The organism is Paraburkholderia ultramafica (assembly GCF_902859915.1).
GTDB classification, from domain to species: domain Bacteria; phylum Pseudomonadota; class Gammaproteobacteria; order Burkholderiales; family Burkholderiaceae; genus Paraburkholderia; species Paraburkholderia ultramafica.
Window position 1 is genome coordinate 36,714 of record NZ_CADIKK010000029.1, and the last position, 15,566, is coordinate 52,279.

The window sequence follows — 15,566 nt, forward strand, 5'->3', positions numbered from 1 at the left end:
TAGCCTGGGCGTCGAGCTTAGGCGGAACATAAGCCAAACACAAGCGGAGCACCCGCAGGGCAGCGGCGCAACAGCGGAATAAAGAGCGGAGCGCATACCGCGCGATCAGCAACTGCGTTGCATGGGATCGGAGTAAGCGCTATGGGACCAGGGTAAGCGCTGAAGCGCCAACCCTGGTCGACACGCTAACTCCGATCGACATAGGAGACGAGGAGACGACGATGACTGCAGCGAAAGCCTTTTTCGACGCGCGCGATCTGTTATTGCGCCATCGAACCGACTACGACCGTGCCTACCGCGAATTCGCGTGGCCAGCGTTGGACGAGTTCAACTGGGCGCTCGACTACTTCGATGTGATCGCACGCGACAACCACAACCCCGCGCTGTGGATCGTCGACGATCCCGCCAGCGACGGCCTGCGGCTGTCGTACGCGCAGATGTCGGAGCGCTCGGCGCGCATGGCGAACTTCCTGCGCGATGCTGGCGTGGGGCGCGGCGACCACGTGCTGCTGATGCTGCCGAACCGCGTCGAACTGTGGGACGTGATGCTCGCGGCGATGAAGCTCGGCGCGATCGTGCTGCCCGCCACCACCCAGCTTTCCGCCGACGACGTGCGCGACCGCGTGCAGATCGGCGGCGCGAAGTTCGTGGTGGTCGATAGCGCCGAGCTGGCCAAGTTCGATACGCTCGACGTGCCGCTCACGCGCTTCTCGGTCGGTGCGCCGCGCGACGGCTGGATCGATCTGGCCGCCGCGGCTCAAGCGTCGCCGCAATTCACGCCCGACGGCGTCACGCGCGCCACCGATACGCTGCTGCTGTACTTCACGTCGGGCACGACGTCGAAGCCGAAGCTGGTCGAGCACACGCATCAAAGCTATCCGGTCGGCCATCTGTCGACGATGTACTGGATCGGCCTGCAACCGAACGACATCCATTGGAACATCAGCTCGCCGGGTTGGGCCAAGCACGCGTGGAGCTGCTTCTTCGCGCCGTGGAATGCGCAGGCCTGCGTGTTCGTGTTCAACTTCGCGCGCTTCGTGCCGAAAGACACGCTGAACGTGCTGGCGCGTTTCAACGTCACGACGCTGTGCGCGCCGCCGACCGTTTGGCGCATGCTGGTGCAGGAGCATCTCGCGGACTATCCGGTCAAGCTGCGCGAGATCGTCGGCGCGGGCGAGCCGTTGAACCCGGAGATCATCGAACGGGTGAAACACGCGTGGGGCATCACGATTCGCGACGGCTTCGGCCAGACCGAGACCACCTGCCAGATCGGCAACTCGCCGGGGCAGCCGGTCGTCGCCGGTTCGATGGGACGCCCGCTGCCGGGCTACCGGATCGAACTTGTCGACGCCGACGATCAGCCTGTCACCGAGGGCGAAATCGCGCTGCCTTTGAACGAGCGTCCGCTCGGTCTGATGACCGGCTATGCGAACAATGCCAACGCCACCGCGCAGGCGATGCGCAACGGCTTCTACCGCACCTCCGATGTCGCGCTGCGCCGCGACGACGGCTACTACGTGTACGTCGGCCGCGCCGACGACGTTTTCAAATCTTCCGACTACCGCCTGAGTCCGTTCGAACTCGAAAGCGTGCTGATCGAACACGAGGCGATCGGCGAAGCGGCCGTGGTGCCGAGCGCCGATGCGCTGCGTTTGTCGGTGCCCAAGGCGTTCGTTACCGTGCGCCAGGGCTACGAAGCCGGACCCGAACTCGCGCGCGCGGTGTTCGCGTTCTCGCGCGAAAAACTCGCACCGTACAAGCGGATTCGCCGTCTGCAATTCAGCGAACTGCCGAAAACCATCTCCGGCAAGATCCGCCGCGTCGAGTTGCGGCGCCGTGAAATGGAGCGCGAAGCCGAACCCGCGCGTCTGCCAGGCGAGTACTGGGAAGAGGATTTCCCGGAGCTGCGTTGATTATTTTTATTTCCCCTTATTCAAGTCATCACCGTTACTCTCCGGCCGCCGCGCGGCCACTGCACAGGAGTTTCAGCATGAGCGCAATTGCTTCGAACCATGCCGGGCGCGACGCTGCCGGCGCCATCGCCACCGTCAAGCTGCTGATCAACGGTGAGTTCGTCGAATCGAAGACCAGCGAATGGCGCGATATCGTCAACCCCGCCACGCAGGAGGTGCTGGCGCGCGTGCCGTTCGCCACCGCCGACGAAGTCAACGAAGCGATCCACAGCGCGCACGCCGCGTTCAGCACCTGGAAGGACACGCCGATCGGCGCGCGCATGCGCATCATGCTGAAGTACCAGGCGTTGATTCGCGAGCATCTGCCGCGCATCGCGAAGACCTTGAGCGCCGAGCAGGGCAAGACGATTCCCGATGCCGAAGGCGACATCTTCCGCGGCCTCGAAGTGGTCGAGCACGCGTGCTCGATCGGCACCTTGCAGCAGGGCGAATTCGCGGAGAACGTGGCGGGCGGCGTCGACACCTACACGCTGCGCCAGCCGCTCGGCGTCTGCGCAGGCATCACGCCGTTCAACTTCCCCGCGATGATCCCGCTGTGGATGTTCCCGATGGCGATCGTCTGCGGCAATACCTTCGTGCTCAAACCGTCGGAGCAGGATCCACTGTCGACGATGCAGCTAGTCGAACTCGCGCTCGAAGCCGGCGTGCCGAAGGGTGTGCTGAACGTGGTGCACGGCGGCAAGGACGTGGTCGATGCGCTCTGCACGCACGAGTTGATCAAGGCGATTTCGTTCGTCGGTTCGACGGCGGTCGGCACGCACGTGTACCGCCTCGGCAGCGAGCACGGCAAGCGCGTGCAATCGATGATGGGCGCGAAGAATCACGCGGTGGTGCTGCCCGACGCGAACCGCGAGCAGACCTTGAACGCATTGGCGGGTGCGGGATTCGGCGCGGCCGGCCAGCGCTGCATGGCGACCTCGGTGGTGGTGCTGGTGGGTGCCGCGCAACAATGGCTACCTGAACTCGTTGCGAAGGCGAAGACGCTCAAGGTCAACGCGGGCAATGAGCCGAACACGGACATCGGCCCGGTGGTCTCGCGCGCGGCGAAGCAACGCATTCTCGGCCTGATCGAAGCGGGCGTGAAAGAAGGCGCGACGCTCGCGCTCGACGGCCGCGACGTGAAGGTGCCCGGCTACGAGCAGGGCAACTTTATCGGCCCGACGGTGTTCACAGGTGTCACCACCGAGATGGAAATCTATCGCACCGAAATTTTCGGTCCGGTGCTGCAGGTGCTGAACGTCGCCACGCTCGACGACGCGATCGCGCTCGTCAATCGCAATCCGTTCGGCAACGGCGTTGGCCTGTTCACGCAGAGCGGCGCGGCGGCGCGCAAATTCCAGAGCGAGATCGATATCGGCCAGGTCGGCATCAACATTCCGATTCCGGTGCCGGTGCCGTTCTTCAGCTTCACCGGCTCGCGCGGCTCGAAGCTCGGCGACCTCGGCCCGTACGGCAAACAGGTCGTGCAGTTCTACACGCAGACCAAGACCGTCACGGCCCGCTGGTTCGACGACGACACGCTCAACGACGGCGTCAACACGACCATCAGCCTGCGCTGACCGCGTGATGAGCGCGCGCTGAGCGAGCAGACACACGGAGACGACATCATGAAAATTGGCTTTATCGGACTCGGCAACATGGGCGCGCCGATGGCGCACAACCTGCTGAAGGCGGGCCACACGGTCAACGTATTCGACCTGAACGCGCAAGCCGTGCAGGCGCTCGTCGAGGCGGGCGCGAAAGCGGCCGGGTCGCCGAAAGCGGCCGTGACCGATGTGGAGTGCGTGATCACGATGCTGCCCGCCGCGGCGCATGTCCGCAGCGTGCTGAGCGCGGACGACGGTGTGTTCGCCGGCATCGCGAAGGGTGTGACGATCATCGATTCGAGCACGATCGATCCCGCCAGCGTGAAGGCGTTCGCCGAACTCGCGGCGCAGCATGGCAACACCTTCGTCGATGCGCCGGTATCGGGCGGCACCGGCGGCGCGGCGGCGGGCACGCTGACCTTCATGGTCGGCGGCAGCGCGAGCGCGTATGAACAGGTCAAGCCGGTGTTGTCTGCGATGGGGAAAAACATCGTGCATTGCGGCGATACCGGCACCGGCCAGGTCGCGAAGATCTGCAACAACCTCGTGCTCGGCATCACGATGGCTGGCGTGGCCGAGGCGATGTCGCTCGGCGTTGCGCTAGGCATTGACGCGAAGGTGCTCGGCGGCATCATCAATACGTCGACCGGGCGTTGCTGGAGTTCGGACACGTATAACCCGATGCCCGGCGTGATCGACACCGCGCCGTCGAGTCGCGGCTATACCGGCGGCTTCGGCACCGACCTGATGCTCAAGGATCTGGGTCTCGCCACCGACGCTGCCCGGTCCGCGCGTCAGCCGGTCTATCTCGGCGCGCTCGCGCAGCAGCTTTATCAAACGATGAGCGCGAAAGGCGCGGGACGTCTGGACTTTTCGGCGGTCATCAAGCTCTATCGCAACGACAATGACACCGGCAAGGACGGAGACGCGTGATGATCGAACTCGACTACGTGCACGACGGCACCGTCGCGCAACTAACGCTGAAGCGGCCGCCCGCCAACGCGTTCACGCCTGACGGCTTGCTGCAATTGCAGCGGACCGTCGAGCAGTTGAACGGCGAAGCGCGCGTGCGGGCCATCGTGATGACCGGCGACGGGCCGAAGTTTTTCAGCGCGGGCGCCGATCTGAACACGTTCGCCGATGGCAACCGCGAAGTCGCGCGCACCGCGGCGGCGCGCTTCGGCGCCGCGTTCGAGACCTTGCAGAACGCGCGGCCGGTCGTGATCGCGGCGATCAACGGTTATGCGATGGGCGGCGGACTCGAGTGCGCGCTGGCTTGCGATATCCGCATCGCGGAACAGCATGCGTTGCTGGCGTTGCCGGAGACGGCGGTCGGTTTGCTGCCTTGCGGTTGCGGTACGCAGACGCTGCCGTGGCTGGTCGGCGAAGGCTGGGCCAAGCGGATGATACTCACCGGCGAACGTGTCGACGCGGCGACCGCGTTGCGCATCGGTCTGGTCGAGGACGTGGTGGAAAAGGGTGCCGCGCGTGAAGCCGCGCTGACGATGGCCGCGCGTGTCGCGGGTCTGAGTCCGCAGGCGGTCGGTTTCAGCAAGAGCCTGATTCATCAGGCCCGCAACGGCGTGCCACGCGCGGCGGCGCTGGCGCTGGAACGCGAGCGCTTCATCGATCTGTTCGACGGCGCCGATCAGCGCGAAGGGGTCAACGCGTTCCTCGAGAAACGCGCGCCGCGCTGGCAGGTGGCTCAAGCTCAGCCTACGGAGCAGGCCGATCACACGGCACACACCAGCCACGCGCAGCAGGAGACCCACCGATGAGCGCCTTGCAAAGCGTCGTGCAAGATACGGGCATGGAAGCGGAACGCGAGATTCTGTTTCGCGTCGTCAACCGCGTGGCGATCATCACGCTGAACCGGCCGGCCGCGCTCAATGCGCTCTCGCATGCGATGGTGCGTGAACTCGCGGTGCTGGTCGAACATTGCCGCAGCGATAGCGGTATCGTCGCGCTCGTGCTGAAAGGCGCGGGCGCGAAGGGCTTTTGCGCCGGCGGCGACGTGCGCGAAGTGCAGCGGCTGGCGAAGAACGGCGATCACCGTTGGCTCGCGTTCTTCGTCGACGAATACCGGCTCGACTACGCGCTGCACACGTTTCCGAAGCCGGTGGTCGCGTTGCTCGACGGCATTACGATGGGCGGCGGCATGGGGCTCGGTCAGGCGGCGCGGCTGCGCATCGTCACCGAGCGCAGCAAGATCGCGATGCCGGAGACGCGCATCGGCTTCCTGCCGGATGTCGGCGCGACGCGTTTTCTGAGCGTGATGCCGGCGGAGGTCGAGCTGTATGTCGGGCTGACCGGCGCAACCTTGTCCGGCGCCGATGCGTTGCGTCTGCATCTGGCCGATCTGTGCGTGCCGGCCGAATGGCTCGGCAGTTTTGAAGAACGTCTGCAGCGCATGTCGCATGAAGGCGATCTGATGGCCGCATTGCGCGGGGTGTTCGAGCCGCCGTGCAACATCATCCCGCACGCGGCGTTGGCGCCGTTTACACAGCTGATGTTGCGGCATTTCGACCGGCGCTCGAGCGTCGAGCGGATCATCGCGACATTGCGGCAAGACCTGGAGCGTGAGCCGTCGCGCGAGGTGAAACAGTGGTTGCAGTCCACTTACGACGCCATGACCAGCCACTCGCCGACGCTGCTATGCGTCACGCGCGAGGCGCTGTTGCGCGGCCGGCAGATGACGCTCGCCGAGTGCTTCAGGATGGAGCTGGGCATCGTCAAACGGGTGATCGAGGAGGGCGATTTCTGCGAAGGGGTGAGGGCGCAGTTGATCGACAAGGATCGTAAAGCCCGCTGGGCGCCGGCGACGCTCGCGGAAGTGCGGCCCGAACGGGTCAGGCATTTTCTGGCTTCGCCGTGGAAAAGCGAGGTACATCCGCTGGTTGGGTTGGGGGCGGAGCAGGGGTGTCCGGCGCCCGCACGAACCGGGCACGCCGGTGAGCGCTAACGCTCAATCGTCGAGCGTTTCGTGGACCGCCGCGGCGCCCTGTTTCCAGTAGCTGGCCGCGCGAATCCGCGACTTGCCGACGCCGCGTTGCGCGGCCTGCGCCGCGCATCGAAATGATCGACGGTTCAATTCGAGGTGGATCGATTTCGAAGACGGGATGAACGAGCGGGTGATCGGCGCGACGGTGTTTCAGCATCAATCTATCCTCTATAGGCATCCTCATCGAAGCTGGTGAATGCGCTCGACTCCATTCAAGTGCCGCGCTGGGTGTTACGCTGAGGTCCGACGGTTTGATATTCCAGACAACGTGCCTGCGAGAGGTAAAGCAGATGTTGAATCAACTGGTTGAAACGACTCTACTGGTCGTCGCTGGGCTGTTTCCGGTCATCAATCCGCCCGCCGCCGGATTCATCGTGCTCAGCCTCGTGCCACATGCAACACCCGCGGAACGGGCCTATCTCGCGCGAGCCATTTCGATCAACAGCCTGATTATTCTGCTTGCCTCTCTTCTGATCGGCGCGTACGTGCTGTCCTTCTTCGGCATATCGATACCGGTGTTGCGGGTCGCGGGCGGATTGGTCATCGCGTTCGCCGGTTGGACGCTGCTGCACACGCCCGATGACGCTGATCGGGGCACGGAGCCGAGAATGGCGTCGGATGCGGCACGCAAGGCGACGCTGGGTGCGAAGGCCTTTTATCCGCTGACGCTGCCCGTCACCGTGGGTCCCGGCTCGATCGCCGTGGCGATCGCGCTCGGTACGGGCAGGCCCCGTACCGGGATTTCCATCATCAACGTGATCGGCGTGGCCGTCGCGATGATTTTGCTATGCGGCAGCATCTACCTTTGCGTGCGCTTCGCCGGCCATGTCGAGAGGCTGCTGGGCCCGATCGGTACGCAGGTGGCGATGCGCCTCTTCGCGTTTGTGCTGTTTTGTATCGGCATTCAGATCATCTGGCTCGGCCTCGATCAGCTGTTCGAATCGGTGCGGTTGTCCGTCCAGTGAAATCAGATGTCCGCGCCCAGCGAGACCTGGTCGCGTCCGACGTCACGCCCGTGCCCCTTCATGCGCGGCAGGCTCGACGCACCTGTCTACTGTTTCCTGATGCAGGCGATGCGATAGACGCCGTCCTCGACTTCGACGCCGTGCGTATCGTGCGTGAAGCCAGGGAAGCGCAGATCGAATTGTTCGAGCGACTTCAGGTAACCGAGCAGTGGACCGTCGGCCGGTCCGGCATTCTCTCCGGGCATCAGCAGCGGGATGCCGGGCGGGTAGGGCACCACCGCGTTGGCCACCGTGCGGCCTTCCATTTGCGACAGTTCCAGCGTTTCCACCTCGTTATGCACCAGCAACTCGAATGCCTCCTGCGGGCTGTACTGCGGATCGGGGAGCGTCGAGAAGCCGCGTGACATCATCTCGGTCGTCTTCAGATCGCCCATCGCCTGGAACATCAGGTCACACAGTTCGCGCAGCCCGAGGCGGCCATACCGCTGCGGATAACGCGCGACGAGATCCGGCAACGCCTGGTCGAGCGGCAGATTGGCGTCGTAGTCCTTCTTGAAGTCGAGCAGCGTGTTGACCAGCGTGCCCCATTTGCCCTTCGTGATGCCGATCGAAAACAGCAGCAGAATCGTAAAGTCGGTGGTCTTCTCGACGACGATACCGTGGCGAGCCAGATAGGCAGTCACGACACACGCCGGAATGCCGACCGTCATCAGCCCTCCCGTCGGCGCGATGCCGGGTGTCAGGATCGATACCTTGATCGGGTCCAGCATGCAGTAGCCGTCTTCGATTGTGCCGAAGCCATGCCACAGTTCGTCGGAGTGCAAGACCCAGCAGGACGGATCGGTCGCCAGCAGTTCCTCGTCGGTTTCGTGGAAGGGTGTGCGCCGGCCGGTCTTGCGATTGAGCACGACCTCGGGCTGCCAGCCATTGAAGAACCAGTCGTTTTGCTCATCGAACTGCGCGTGCAGCCTGCCGAGCATCTGACGAAACGCGATCGCCTCGCGGATCGCATCGCCTGTGAGCGCCTCGCCGCCGGGGCCGTCCATCATCGCGGCGCTGACGTCGTTGGACGCAATGATCGCGTATTGCGGCGAAGTCGACGCGTGCATCATGTACGCTTCGTTGAAGCGCGCATGCTCGATCGGGTTGCGCCCGTCGCGGATGTGAATGAACGATGCCTGCGACAGCGCCGCGAGCAGCTTGTGCGTCGAGTGCGTCGCGAAAACGGTCGGCTTCGACGCGTCGTGGTCGGCAGGATCGCCGTGCATCGCGAAGCGATCCTTGTAGAGCGGATTGAAGCGCGCATAGCCGTACCAGGCTTCGTCGAAGTGCAGACGGTCGACGCTTTCTCCCAGCAGTTCCTCCAGACGCGTGACGTTATAGCAGAGTCCGTCGTAGGTCGAATTCGTCACGAGCGCATGCACGGGCGTCGGTTCGATGCCTGCGTGATTCTTGACGAGCGGGTTCTGGTCGATCAGCAGGCGGATGGCCGCCGCCGTGAGCCGCTCGGGCATGATCGGACCGATGATTCCATAGCGGTTGCGCGACGGCACGAGATAGGTCGGGATTGCGCCCGACATCGTCATCGCGTGCTCGGCCGACTTGTGGCAGTTGCGGTCGCACAGCGCGATCTGGTTGCGTGTCACGCTCGCCATCAGGATCACGCGGTTCGACATCGAAGAGCCGTTGGTCACGTGATACGTGCGATGCGACCCGAATACGCGGGCCGCATAACGTTCGCTTTCGCCAATCGGTCCACTGTGGTCGAGCAGCGAGCCGAGTTCTCCCACCGAAATCGACAGGTCCGAGCGAAACAGCTGTTCGCCGAAGTACTCGAAGAACGCCTGCCCCACGGTCGATTTCATGAACGCCGTGCCGCCCGTATGGCCCGGCGTATGCCACGAGTATTCGAACACGCGCGAGAAGCGCGCCAGCGCGCCGAACATCGGCGGCAGCACGGTCACGCGATAGCGCTCGATCGACGCGACGATTCTGCCGGCAATAAACGCGGTGGTGTCTTCCAGCATCCAGATGAAGTCGTCCGCTTTCTGCATCGCGTCGACGGGGACGGTCGCGGCGCTCGTGCGACTCGCGAGCAGGAAGATCGGCACCGTCGCGCTGCGCAGCCGCTGCACGTCGAGCACACGTTGAGCCTGCTGATGGCTTTCGTCGTTGTCGAGTTCCCAATCCAGCAGCAGGCATTGAATCAGCGGGTCAGATTTGACGACCGATACCGCATCGTCGGCCGAGCTCGCAATGACAACTCGCACTTGCCGTTCTTCCAGTTCGGCGGCGAGCGACTGGGCGGCGCGGCCGCTTGCGGTGCGAGCATCGATTTCATGATGCACCAGCAGCGCTTTCATGCCGAGACGGCGATAGACGGGTTCGGACGACGAAGACATGTGAATTTCCCCAGGTTGGACGCGGCGACGGCAAGCGTTGGCGAGGCGCGCGGCGTATCCGGGCGCCTCGCCAACGCTTGAGCACTTACTCGGGCAACACGGCGAGACGGTAGAAATTCTTTGTGTCTTCGTCCGGCTCACCGAACCACTTCACATAGAGTCCACGATATTGGCCCGATGCAAACATTTTGCTCAGCGTGCGATCGACGAACAGGCGCATGTCCTCATCGCCACGCGCGACGCCTAGCGAAACGGGTACGTCCGTGAAACGGCGCTGCAGGACCACCAGATCGCTCGACGCCGGACTGCGCTTGACCGCGTCCTGCAGGATCTGGCGCTCCGCGAAGAACACGTTGGTTTTCCGGTTGATCACCCGTTGCACGCCTTCGTTAAAGCTCGACACGTCGACGACCTGCGCGGTCAGCTGGAAGTGATCGATCCGGTCCGCCAGCCAGCGCTGGGTCGGCGAGTCCTTCACGCTCGAGAACGTCTGCGCGTTCAGCAGCTGCGCCGGCGACCCACGCCATACGGGCTGGTGGGGCAGTGTGTCGCCGCTCAGCACCTGCTTGAGCCCGGGTGCCGCATCGGCGCGCAACAGCGCACCGACGCCGCCCGGATAGACGGGCAGCGAATAGCTGATGAAGCCGCGGCCTGTCAGCGTTTCGGAGTCGCCGCACAGCAGGTCGATGCGACGCTCCTGGAGCGCGCGGTAGCGGTCGTCCGCTGCAACCAGCGTCCAGTTCACCGTCAGCGCGGGCAGACCCAGTTCACTTTTGACCTGATCGGCAACGTTCTGGCATAGCGCCGCGAGATAGCCCACCGCATGGCCGGCATCGTCCCGATACACAAACGGGCTGGCGCCGTTGACGTAGCCGATGTTCATCTTGCCGGATTGCTTGATCCGCGCGAGCGCACCGGCTGTGGCCGCCGGCGCGGTTGCGCCTGTTTCGGCTGCATGCGCCGGGCGAGGCGCGGGCGCGCACAGCAACAAAAAGGCGATGATGCTGGCCGCCGCCACGGCGGGTTTGCGTGCTTTGGCGCCGCGCAGACCAAGACGTGGCGCGATGAGGCCATAGATCACGTAGCCGATCGCCATCACCAGCATGCCGCCCATTACCGCGTCTTTGCCCGAAGCGTAAAGCGCGTAGGTCGAGTACACCATCGCAATCACCGTGACTACCGCATTGCGCCGGTAGGCGGCGGGCTCGGTTCCCGCTTCGCGCATCATCACGAACAGGGCCGACAGCGATACGATGTACGGCACCACATTGGTGACCACCGCGAGATTGACCAGCGCCGCGAACTGTTCGGACAGGTTGGGCGAAATCGTCGACAGGGCCATCAGCGATTGGACGATGCCCATGATGATCATGCCGGCAATCGGTGCGCCCGCAAGACTCGCCTTGCTGAAAATCGACGGGAACATGTTGCTGTCCGCCGCATCCTTCGCGGTCTGGGCCAGCGTGAACTGCCAGCCGAGCAACGAGCCGACGCACGCCATGGCCGCGAGCCCCATCACGATGGAACCGACCGCCGGATTGAACATCTGCGCAAAGGCGAGGCCAAACGGCCCGGTCGACTTCGCGAGATCCGCGTTGGGCACGATGCCCTGGATCGCAGTGGTCGAGAGAATGTAGACGACCGCCGCGCCCAGCGTGCCGAACAGGCACGCGAGCGGCACGTCGCGTTTCGGATTCTCGACGGCCGACGAGTTCTGCACCGCCGATTCCATCCCCAGAAATGCCCACAGGGTCAGCGAGATGCTGGAGCCCATGCCTTCTATCAGCCGCAGCCCCTGCGGGTTCCAGGCGGCCGCGAAGATGCCGGGGTGGAACCAGAACCAGCCGGCGAAGGACATGAAACCCACCGGCAGAATCACGCCCCATACCGTCACGGAGCCGATGCGTCCGGTCAGCTTCGGACCGCCGAAGTTGGCGACCGTGGTGATCCACAACAACGCGATCACACCGACGCAGGTTGCGATCGGCGACGACGTCAGGACCGGGAAGAAGGCGGCGAGATAGCCGAGCGCCGAACTGGCGACCGCCACATTCGCAATCGCCAGAGACAGGAAATACAGGAAGAACACCTGAAAGTATCCCGGCTTCCCATAGGCATCTTCGGCGTAAGCCGCCATGCCGCCCGCGCGCTGGTTGAGAATGCCGGCCTGCGCGAAGCCATAGGCGATCGCCATCGAGCCCAATGCCGTCACCACCCACGACAGCAGCGAAATGGCGCCGACCTTGGCCATATTGGTGGGCAGCATGATGATGCCCGAGCCCATCATATTCACGGTAACGATGAACGTCAGTTGCACGACGTTCATCTTCTTGGGTTGATTAGCCATGGCGCACACTCCTTAGTGGCTTTCGTTATCGCTTATTCACTGACCACGTAGGTATAAAACCGGATACGACCGTTTTCGCGTTCCTGGAATACGCCCTGAACTTCGTAATTGAAGCCCGGGAAACGGTTGAAAGATTCCTGGAACGCCATGAAGTAATCCAGCATCGGTTGGGCACGGTCATCCCAACGTTCGCCGGGGAGCACGACGCCGATCCCTGGCGGATAGATCAGTGCGAGGGTGGCGGAGACACGGTTTTTGGCCTGATCGAGCGGCATATACTCGACCCGGTTCGCGACCAGCGCCTCATACGCTTCTTCCGGCGACATCGCGAGTTCCGGAAAGCTCGATGCGCGGAAGCACAGCCGCTGCAGGTTCTTGACGTTCGCCTCGCGATAGAAACGGTGCATTTCGTTGCAGACCTGGCGCAGCGTGTAGCCTTGGTAGCGTTCGCTGTGCGTGGCGCACAGCGTCGGCAATACTTCCGCGAGCGCGGCGTCGCGGTCCCACAGGTTCTTGAATTTGACGAAGCGGGCGATCAGCGTGTTCAGCTTGCTTTCGTCTTCGGCGGGCGTCATCAGGAAGAGGATGCTGTTCAGGTCGCACTTTTCAGGGACGATCCCTTCTTCGCGCAAGTAGTTCGCGACGACCGTCGCGGGCACGCCGAAATCCAGATAGTCGCCTGTCTTCCGGTCGATGCCGGGTGTCAGCAGATTCAGCTTGTTCGGGTCGACCATCACGTAACCGTCGGCATAGCCGGTATAGCCGTGCCACGTGGCTTGCGGACGGAATTCCCAGCACTGCTGCTCGTGCTTGATGACGTCGGTCGGAATGTCTTCCCACGCGAGGTTCGACGCGTCGGGCATGAAATTCGAATTGCGGATGTCGACGACGTCGGGCACGAAAGGATCGAAGAACCATTGCTCCTGCGCCGTCTGCCCGGTCGTCTCATAGTGGCGGGCGAACTGGCGGAATTTCTTGCGCGCTTCGATGCCCAGTTCGATGCAGCCGTCCCACAGCATTTCGCCCGCTTTGCCCTCGTGTACCTTGGCGTTGACGTCGAGGGACGCGAACAGCGGATAGAACGGCGAGGTGCTGGCGTGAATCAGGAACGATTCGTTGAAGCGCTTGTGCTCGATAAAGCGTTTCTGGCCGCGAATGTGTTGGTCCCGCTTGTGAATCTGGGAGGCTTGAGAGAAACCGGCGCCCTGCTTATGAACCGACTGGGTCGAAAAAAGGCCGGGCATTTGCGGCGTCAGATCTTTCAGCCGCATCGGACTGTGATCGTTGAACAGCGGATGGAAGGCGTTGTAACCGATCCACGCTTCATCCCACAGCACGTAATCGCACAGATGGCCGATCTTTTCCAGCACCTTGCGGACGTTGTAGATCGTTCCATCGTAGGTGGCAAGCTGAATGCAGGCGAGCCGGAATGGGCGCTCCGCGTTGGCGCGCTCCGGGTCGTTCACGAGAGGGTGGTTGCGGATCTGCTCGCGCAGCGCGTCCTCATCCCATGCCGACCAGTCGACTGCACCGATCATGCCGAAGGCATTGCGAGCGGTCGGCAGGAAGATCGGAATGGCGCCCGCCTGGACGAGCGCGCCTTGATGCAGCGACTTGTGATTGTTCCGGTCGAACAGAACGAGGTCGCCGCGCTTGAGCACGGCCCCCGTCACGATCTTGTTGGAGGTGCTGGTGCCATTGAGAACGAAGTACGTCTGGTCCGCGCCAAACACCGCGGCGGCATGCCGCTGCGCAGCCGCGGCCGCGCCTTCGTGAATCAGCAGGTCGCCGAGATCGACGTCGGCATTGCACAGATCGTTACGAAAAATGCTTTCGCCGAAATGCTTGAAGAACAACTGCCCAGCGGGCGACTTCCGATAGAACTGCCCGCCCTGATGTCCAGGGCAATCGAATGCGATATTGGCTGCGGCGTCGTAGGCGACGAGTCCGCCGAAGAAAGGCGGCAGCAGCGTCAGCCCGTATTTGACGAGGCTTGCCATGACCTGCTTCGCATAGAAAGCCGGTGTCTGTTGTCCGAGATAGATATATCCATCGACTTCGCCCAGCCCGCCGATTACCGCGAGATCCGACAGACGATGCGAGTTCGCCAGCGCCCACAGCGGCGTGCGGAACCCGAGCGCGCGCACGGCAGCGGCAAGCTTGCGCGCGCCTTCGAGGCGAGGGCCGTCGACCAGCACGATGTACGCACCGACGTCGGCGTCTTCGTTGACATCGCGTGTCAGGCTATCGGTGACTTCGACGCGGAAATGCTCCGCAGTAATCTGCTCCAGCAACTCATTGGTCTGCGCATCGCTGCGGTCCACGATCGCGACGATCTTCATGAGCTTGTGAAACGGAATCGGAATAGTGGGCGCCTTCAAGGATCCGGGGACCATGGTCACTCCTTCTTCAGCAGGCTTCGCAAGTCAGGTTCTGTCCTGGCGGCGGAGGTCTGGCCAGACGCCAGTCCGCAAACGCAAATCCAAGCGCCGGCAGTGTCCGGCGTTTAGTGCATGTTCTTTTTCCAGCCGACAGCTAACGGGAAGGCGATCACAAGTGCAGCGGTTGCCGAGCTATGGAATACCAGCGATCAGATGGCGGAAGGCAGCAAAAAAAATGCCTTGCTGCGGGTCTCTCGGCTTTTCTGGGTGCTCGGCAACCGACTCACCAAAAGTGAGTCGATAGAACGGTCGTAGGTGCTACATAGATAGTTGGCGAGTTCTACGCTTAATGCAAGTTCTTAAAAGACGGGCCGATTAGCAAGTCTAACGGAGTCGGATTTGCTAAAAAAATGACGGCAATATGGCGAAATTGTCAGAATGGACAGACGTTGTTGATTTTCTTAGCATGACTGACAAAGAAAGTCAGATTGCCACTCGCATTTACGATAGTAGTTGGGCGCCGTCGCGAGCTTGAACAATGCGGGTTTATCAACCAGAATGATCTGCAGATGACGTGCCGGTTCTATTAAAGGCACGGCGGAAAAGAACGCTCGAATGAAGCGTCTTTCACTGTGCGTGATGAAAACCCTGGTGTGTCGAGATTCAACTGAATCAACCATAGCGGGGACGCCGGCATTGCCAGATATGCGGCGGGACGATAAGCGAAAACCATGCGATGTTCTTGCGAAAGCGACAATTTCCAGTCGGCTGGCACGCGGAAATCCGCCTCTCGTCTGCTGCATTGCAATGTATCGCGACGGGACCACTGCAAATGGAATCTCCGCCCGGATCGACTGAAGCACTCGAGTTCCGGCTACTCCGCTAGTCCATTGAGCAGCGCGAGCTTGCTG

Annotated in this window: 10 protein-coding genes and 1 pseudogene; 7 read left to right on the forward strand and 4 right to left on the reverse strand. The window is 62.8% G+C overall.

Annotated features, from left to right (window positions below; translation table 11 throughout):
- Window positions 1-221: 221 nt before the first annotated feature.
- From HV744_RS26395 to HV744_RS26415, 5 genes are all read left to right on the forward strand, one after another.
- On the forward strand, window positions 222-1,913 hold the full coding sequence (locus HV744_RS26395) for an AMP-binding protein (protein ID WP_175152313.1): 1,692 nt from the start codon (window positions 222-224) through the stop codon (window positions 1,911-1,913).
- Between the two features lie 77 nt (window positions 1,914-1,990).
- A complete protein-coding gene (locus HV744_RS26400) occupies window positions 1,991-3,532 on the forward strand; it encodes a CoA-acylating methylmalonate-semialdehyde dehydrogenase (protein WP_175152314.1) in 1,542 nt (513 codons plus the stop codon).
- A 48-nt stretch (window positions 3,533-3,580) separates the two neighbouring features.
- Window positions 3,581-4,492, forward strand: a complete 912-nt coding sequence (gene mmsB, locus HV744_RS26405; protein WP_175152315.1) for a 3-hydroxyisobutyrate dehydrogenase — start codon at window positions 3,581-3,583, stop codon at window positions 4,490-4,492.
- A complete protein-coding gene (locus HV744_RS26410) occupies window positions 4,492-5,337 on the forward strand; it encodes an enoyl-CoA hydratase (RefSeq protein ID WP_175152316.1) in 846 nt (281 codons plus the stop codon). The genes mmsB and HV744_RS26410 overlap by 1 nt, the downstream gene beginning before the upstream one ends.
- The gene (locus tag HV744_RS26415) at window positions 5,334-6,521 is read left to right on the forward strand and encodes an enoyl-CoA hydratase/isomerase family protein (protein ID WP_175152317.1); all 1,188 of its coding nucleotides are present in this window, start codon (window positions 5,334-5,336) and stop codon (window positions 6,519-6,521) included. Before HV744_RS26410 ends, HV744_RS26415 begins: the two co-directional genes overlap by 4 nt.
- A 3-nt stretch (window positions 6,522-6,524) precedes the next feature.
- On the opposite strand, the pseudogene HV744_RS26420 reads toward HV744_RS26415, so the two are convergent.
- Window positions 6,525-6,611: pseudogene (locus HV744_RS26420) on the reverse strand (siderophore-interacting protein); the annotation flags it as partial.
- A gap of 239 nt (window positions 6,612-6,850) precedes the next feature.
- Between HV744_RS26420 and HV744_RS26425 the strand changes: the two are divergent.
- Window positions 6,851-7,525, forward strand: a complete 675-nt coding sequence (locus tag HV744_RS26425; protein WP_175152318.1) for a MarC family protein — start codon at window positions 6,851-6,853, stop codon at window positions 7,523-7,525.
- 86 nt (window positions 7,526-7,611) lie between these two features.
- On the opposite strand, the gene HV744_RS26430 is transcribed toward HV744_RS26425, so the two are convergent.
- The 3 genes from HV744_RS26430 to speC all read right to left on the reverse strand — a co-directional run bounded on the left by HV744_RS26430 (window position 7,612) and on the right by speC (window position 14,670).
- Window positions 7,612-9,927: an Orn/Lys/Arg family decarboxylase gene (locus HV744_RS26430; protein ID WP_175152319.1), complete on the reverse strand. Its 2,316-nt coding sequence runs from the start codon at window positions 9,925-9,927 to the stop codon at window positions 7,612-7,614.
- A gap of 85 nt (window positions 9,928-10,012) precedes the next feature.
- Window positions 10,013-12,274, reverse strand: coding sequence for a putrescine-ornithine antiporter (potE, locus tag HV744_RS26435; RefSeq protein WP_175152320.1), 2,262 nt, complete (start codon window positions 12,272-12,274; stop codon window positions 10,013-10,015).
- A gap of 32 nt (window positions 12,275-12,306) precedes the next feature.
- Complete coding sequence (gene speC / locus HV744_RS26440) at window positions 12,307-14,670, reverse strand: ornithine decarboxylase (RefSeq protein WP_175152321.1); 2,364 nt, start codon at window positions 14,668-14,670, stop codon at window positions 12,307-12,309.
- Between the two features lie 117 nt (window positions 14,671-14,787).
- Here speC and HV744_RS26445 point away from each other — a divergent pair, with 117 nt between their 5' ends.
- Window positions 14,788-14,970: a hypothetical protein gene (locus HV744_RS26445; RefSeq protein ID WP_175152322.1), complete on the forward strand. Its 183-nt coding sequence runs from the start codon at window positions 14,788-14,790 to the stop codon at window positions 14,968-14,970.
- The last annotated feature ends 596 nt before the right edge of the window (window positions 14,971-15,566 follow it).

Coding starts and splice junctions, on each gene's coding strand:
- mmsB (WP_175152315.1), top strand. CDS start 3,581: ATGAAAATTGGCTTTATCGGACTCGGCAACATGGGCGCGCCGATGGCG.
- HV744_RS26395 (WP_175152313.1), top strand. CDS start 222: ATGACTGCAGCGAAAGCCTTTTTCGACGCGCGCGATCTGTTATTGCGC.
- speC (WP_175152321.1), bottom strand. CDS start 14,670: ATGGTCCCCGGATCCTTGAAGGCGCCCACTATTCCGATTCCGTTTCAC.
- HV744_RS26425 (WP_175152318.1), top strand. CDS start 6,851: ATGTTGAATCAACTGGTTGAAACGACTCTACTGGTCGTCGCTGGGCTG.
- HV744_RS26415 (WP_175152317.1), top strand. CDS start 5,334: ATGAGCGCCTTGCAAAGCGTCGTGCAAGATACGGGCATGGAAGCGGAA.
- HV744_RS26430 (WP_175152319.1), bottom strand. CDS start 9,927: ATGTCTTCGTCGTCCGAACCCGTCTATCGCCGTCTCGGCATGAAAGCG.
- potE (WP_175152320.1), bottom strand. CDS start 12,274: ATGGCTAATCAACCCAAGAAGATGAACGTCGTGCAACTGACGTTCATC.
- HV744_RS26445 (WP_175152322.1), top strand. CDS start 14,788: ATGTTCTTTTTCCAGCCGACAGCTAACGGGAAGGCGATCACAAGTGCA.
- HV744_RS26400 (WP_175152314.1), top strand. CDS start 1,991: ATGAGCGCAATTGCTTCGAACCATGCCGGGCGCGACGCTGCCGGCGCC.
- HV744_RS26410 (WP_175152316.1), top strand. CDS start 4,492: ATGATCGAACTCGACTACGTGCACGACGGCACCGTCGCGCAACTAACG.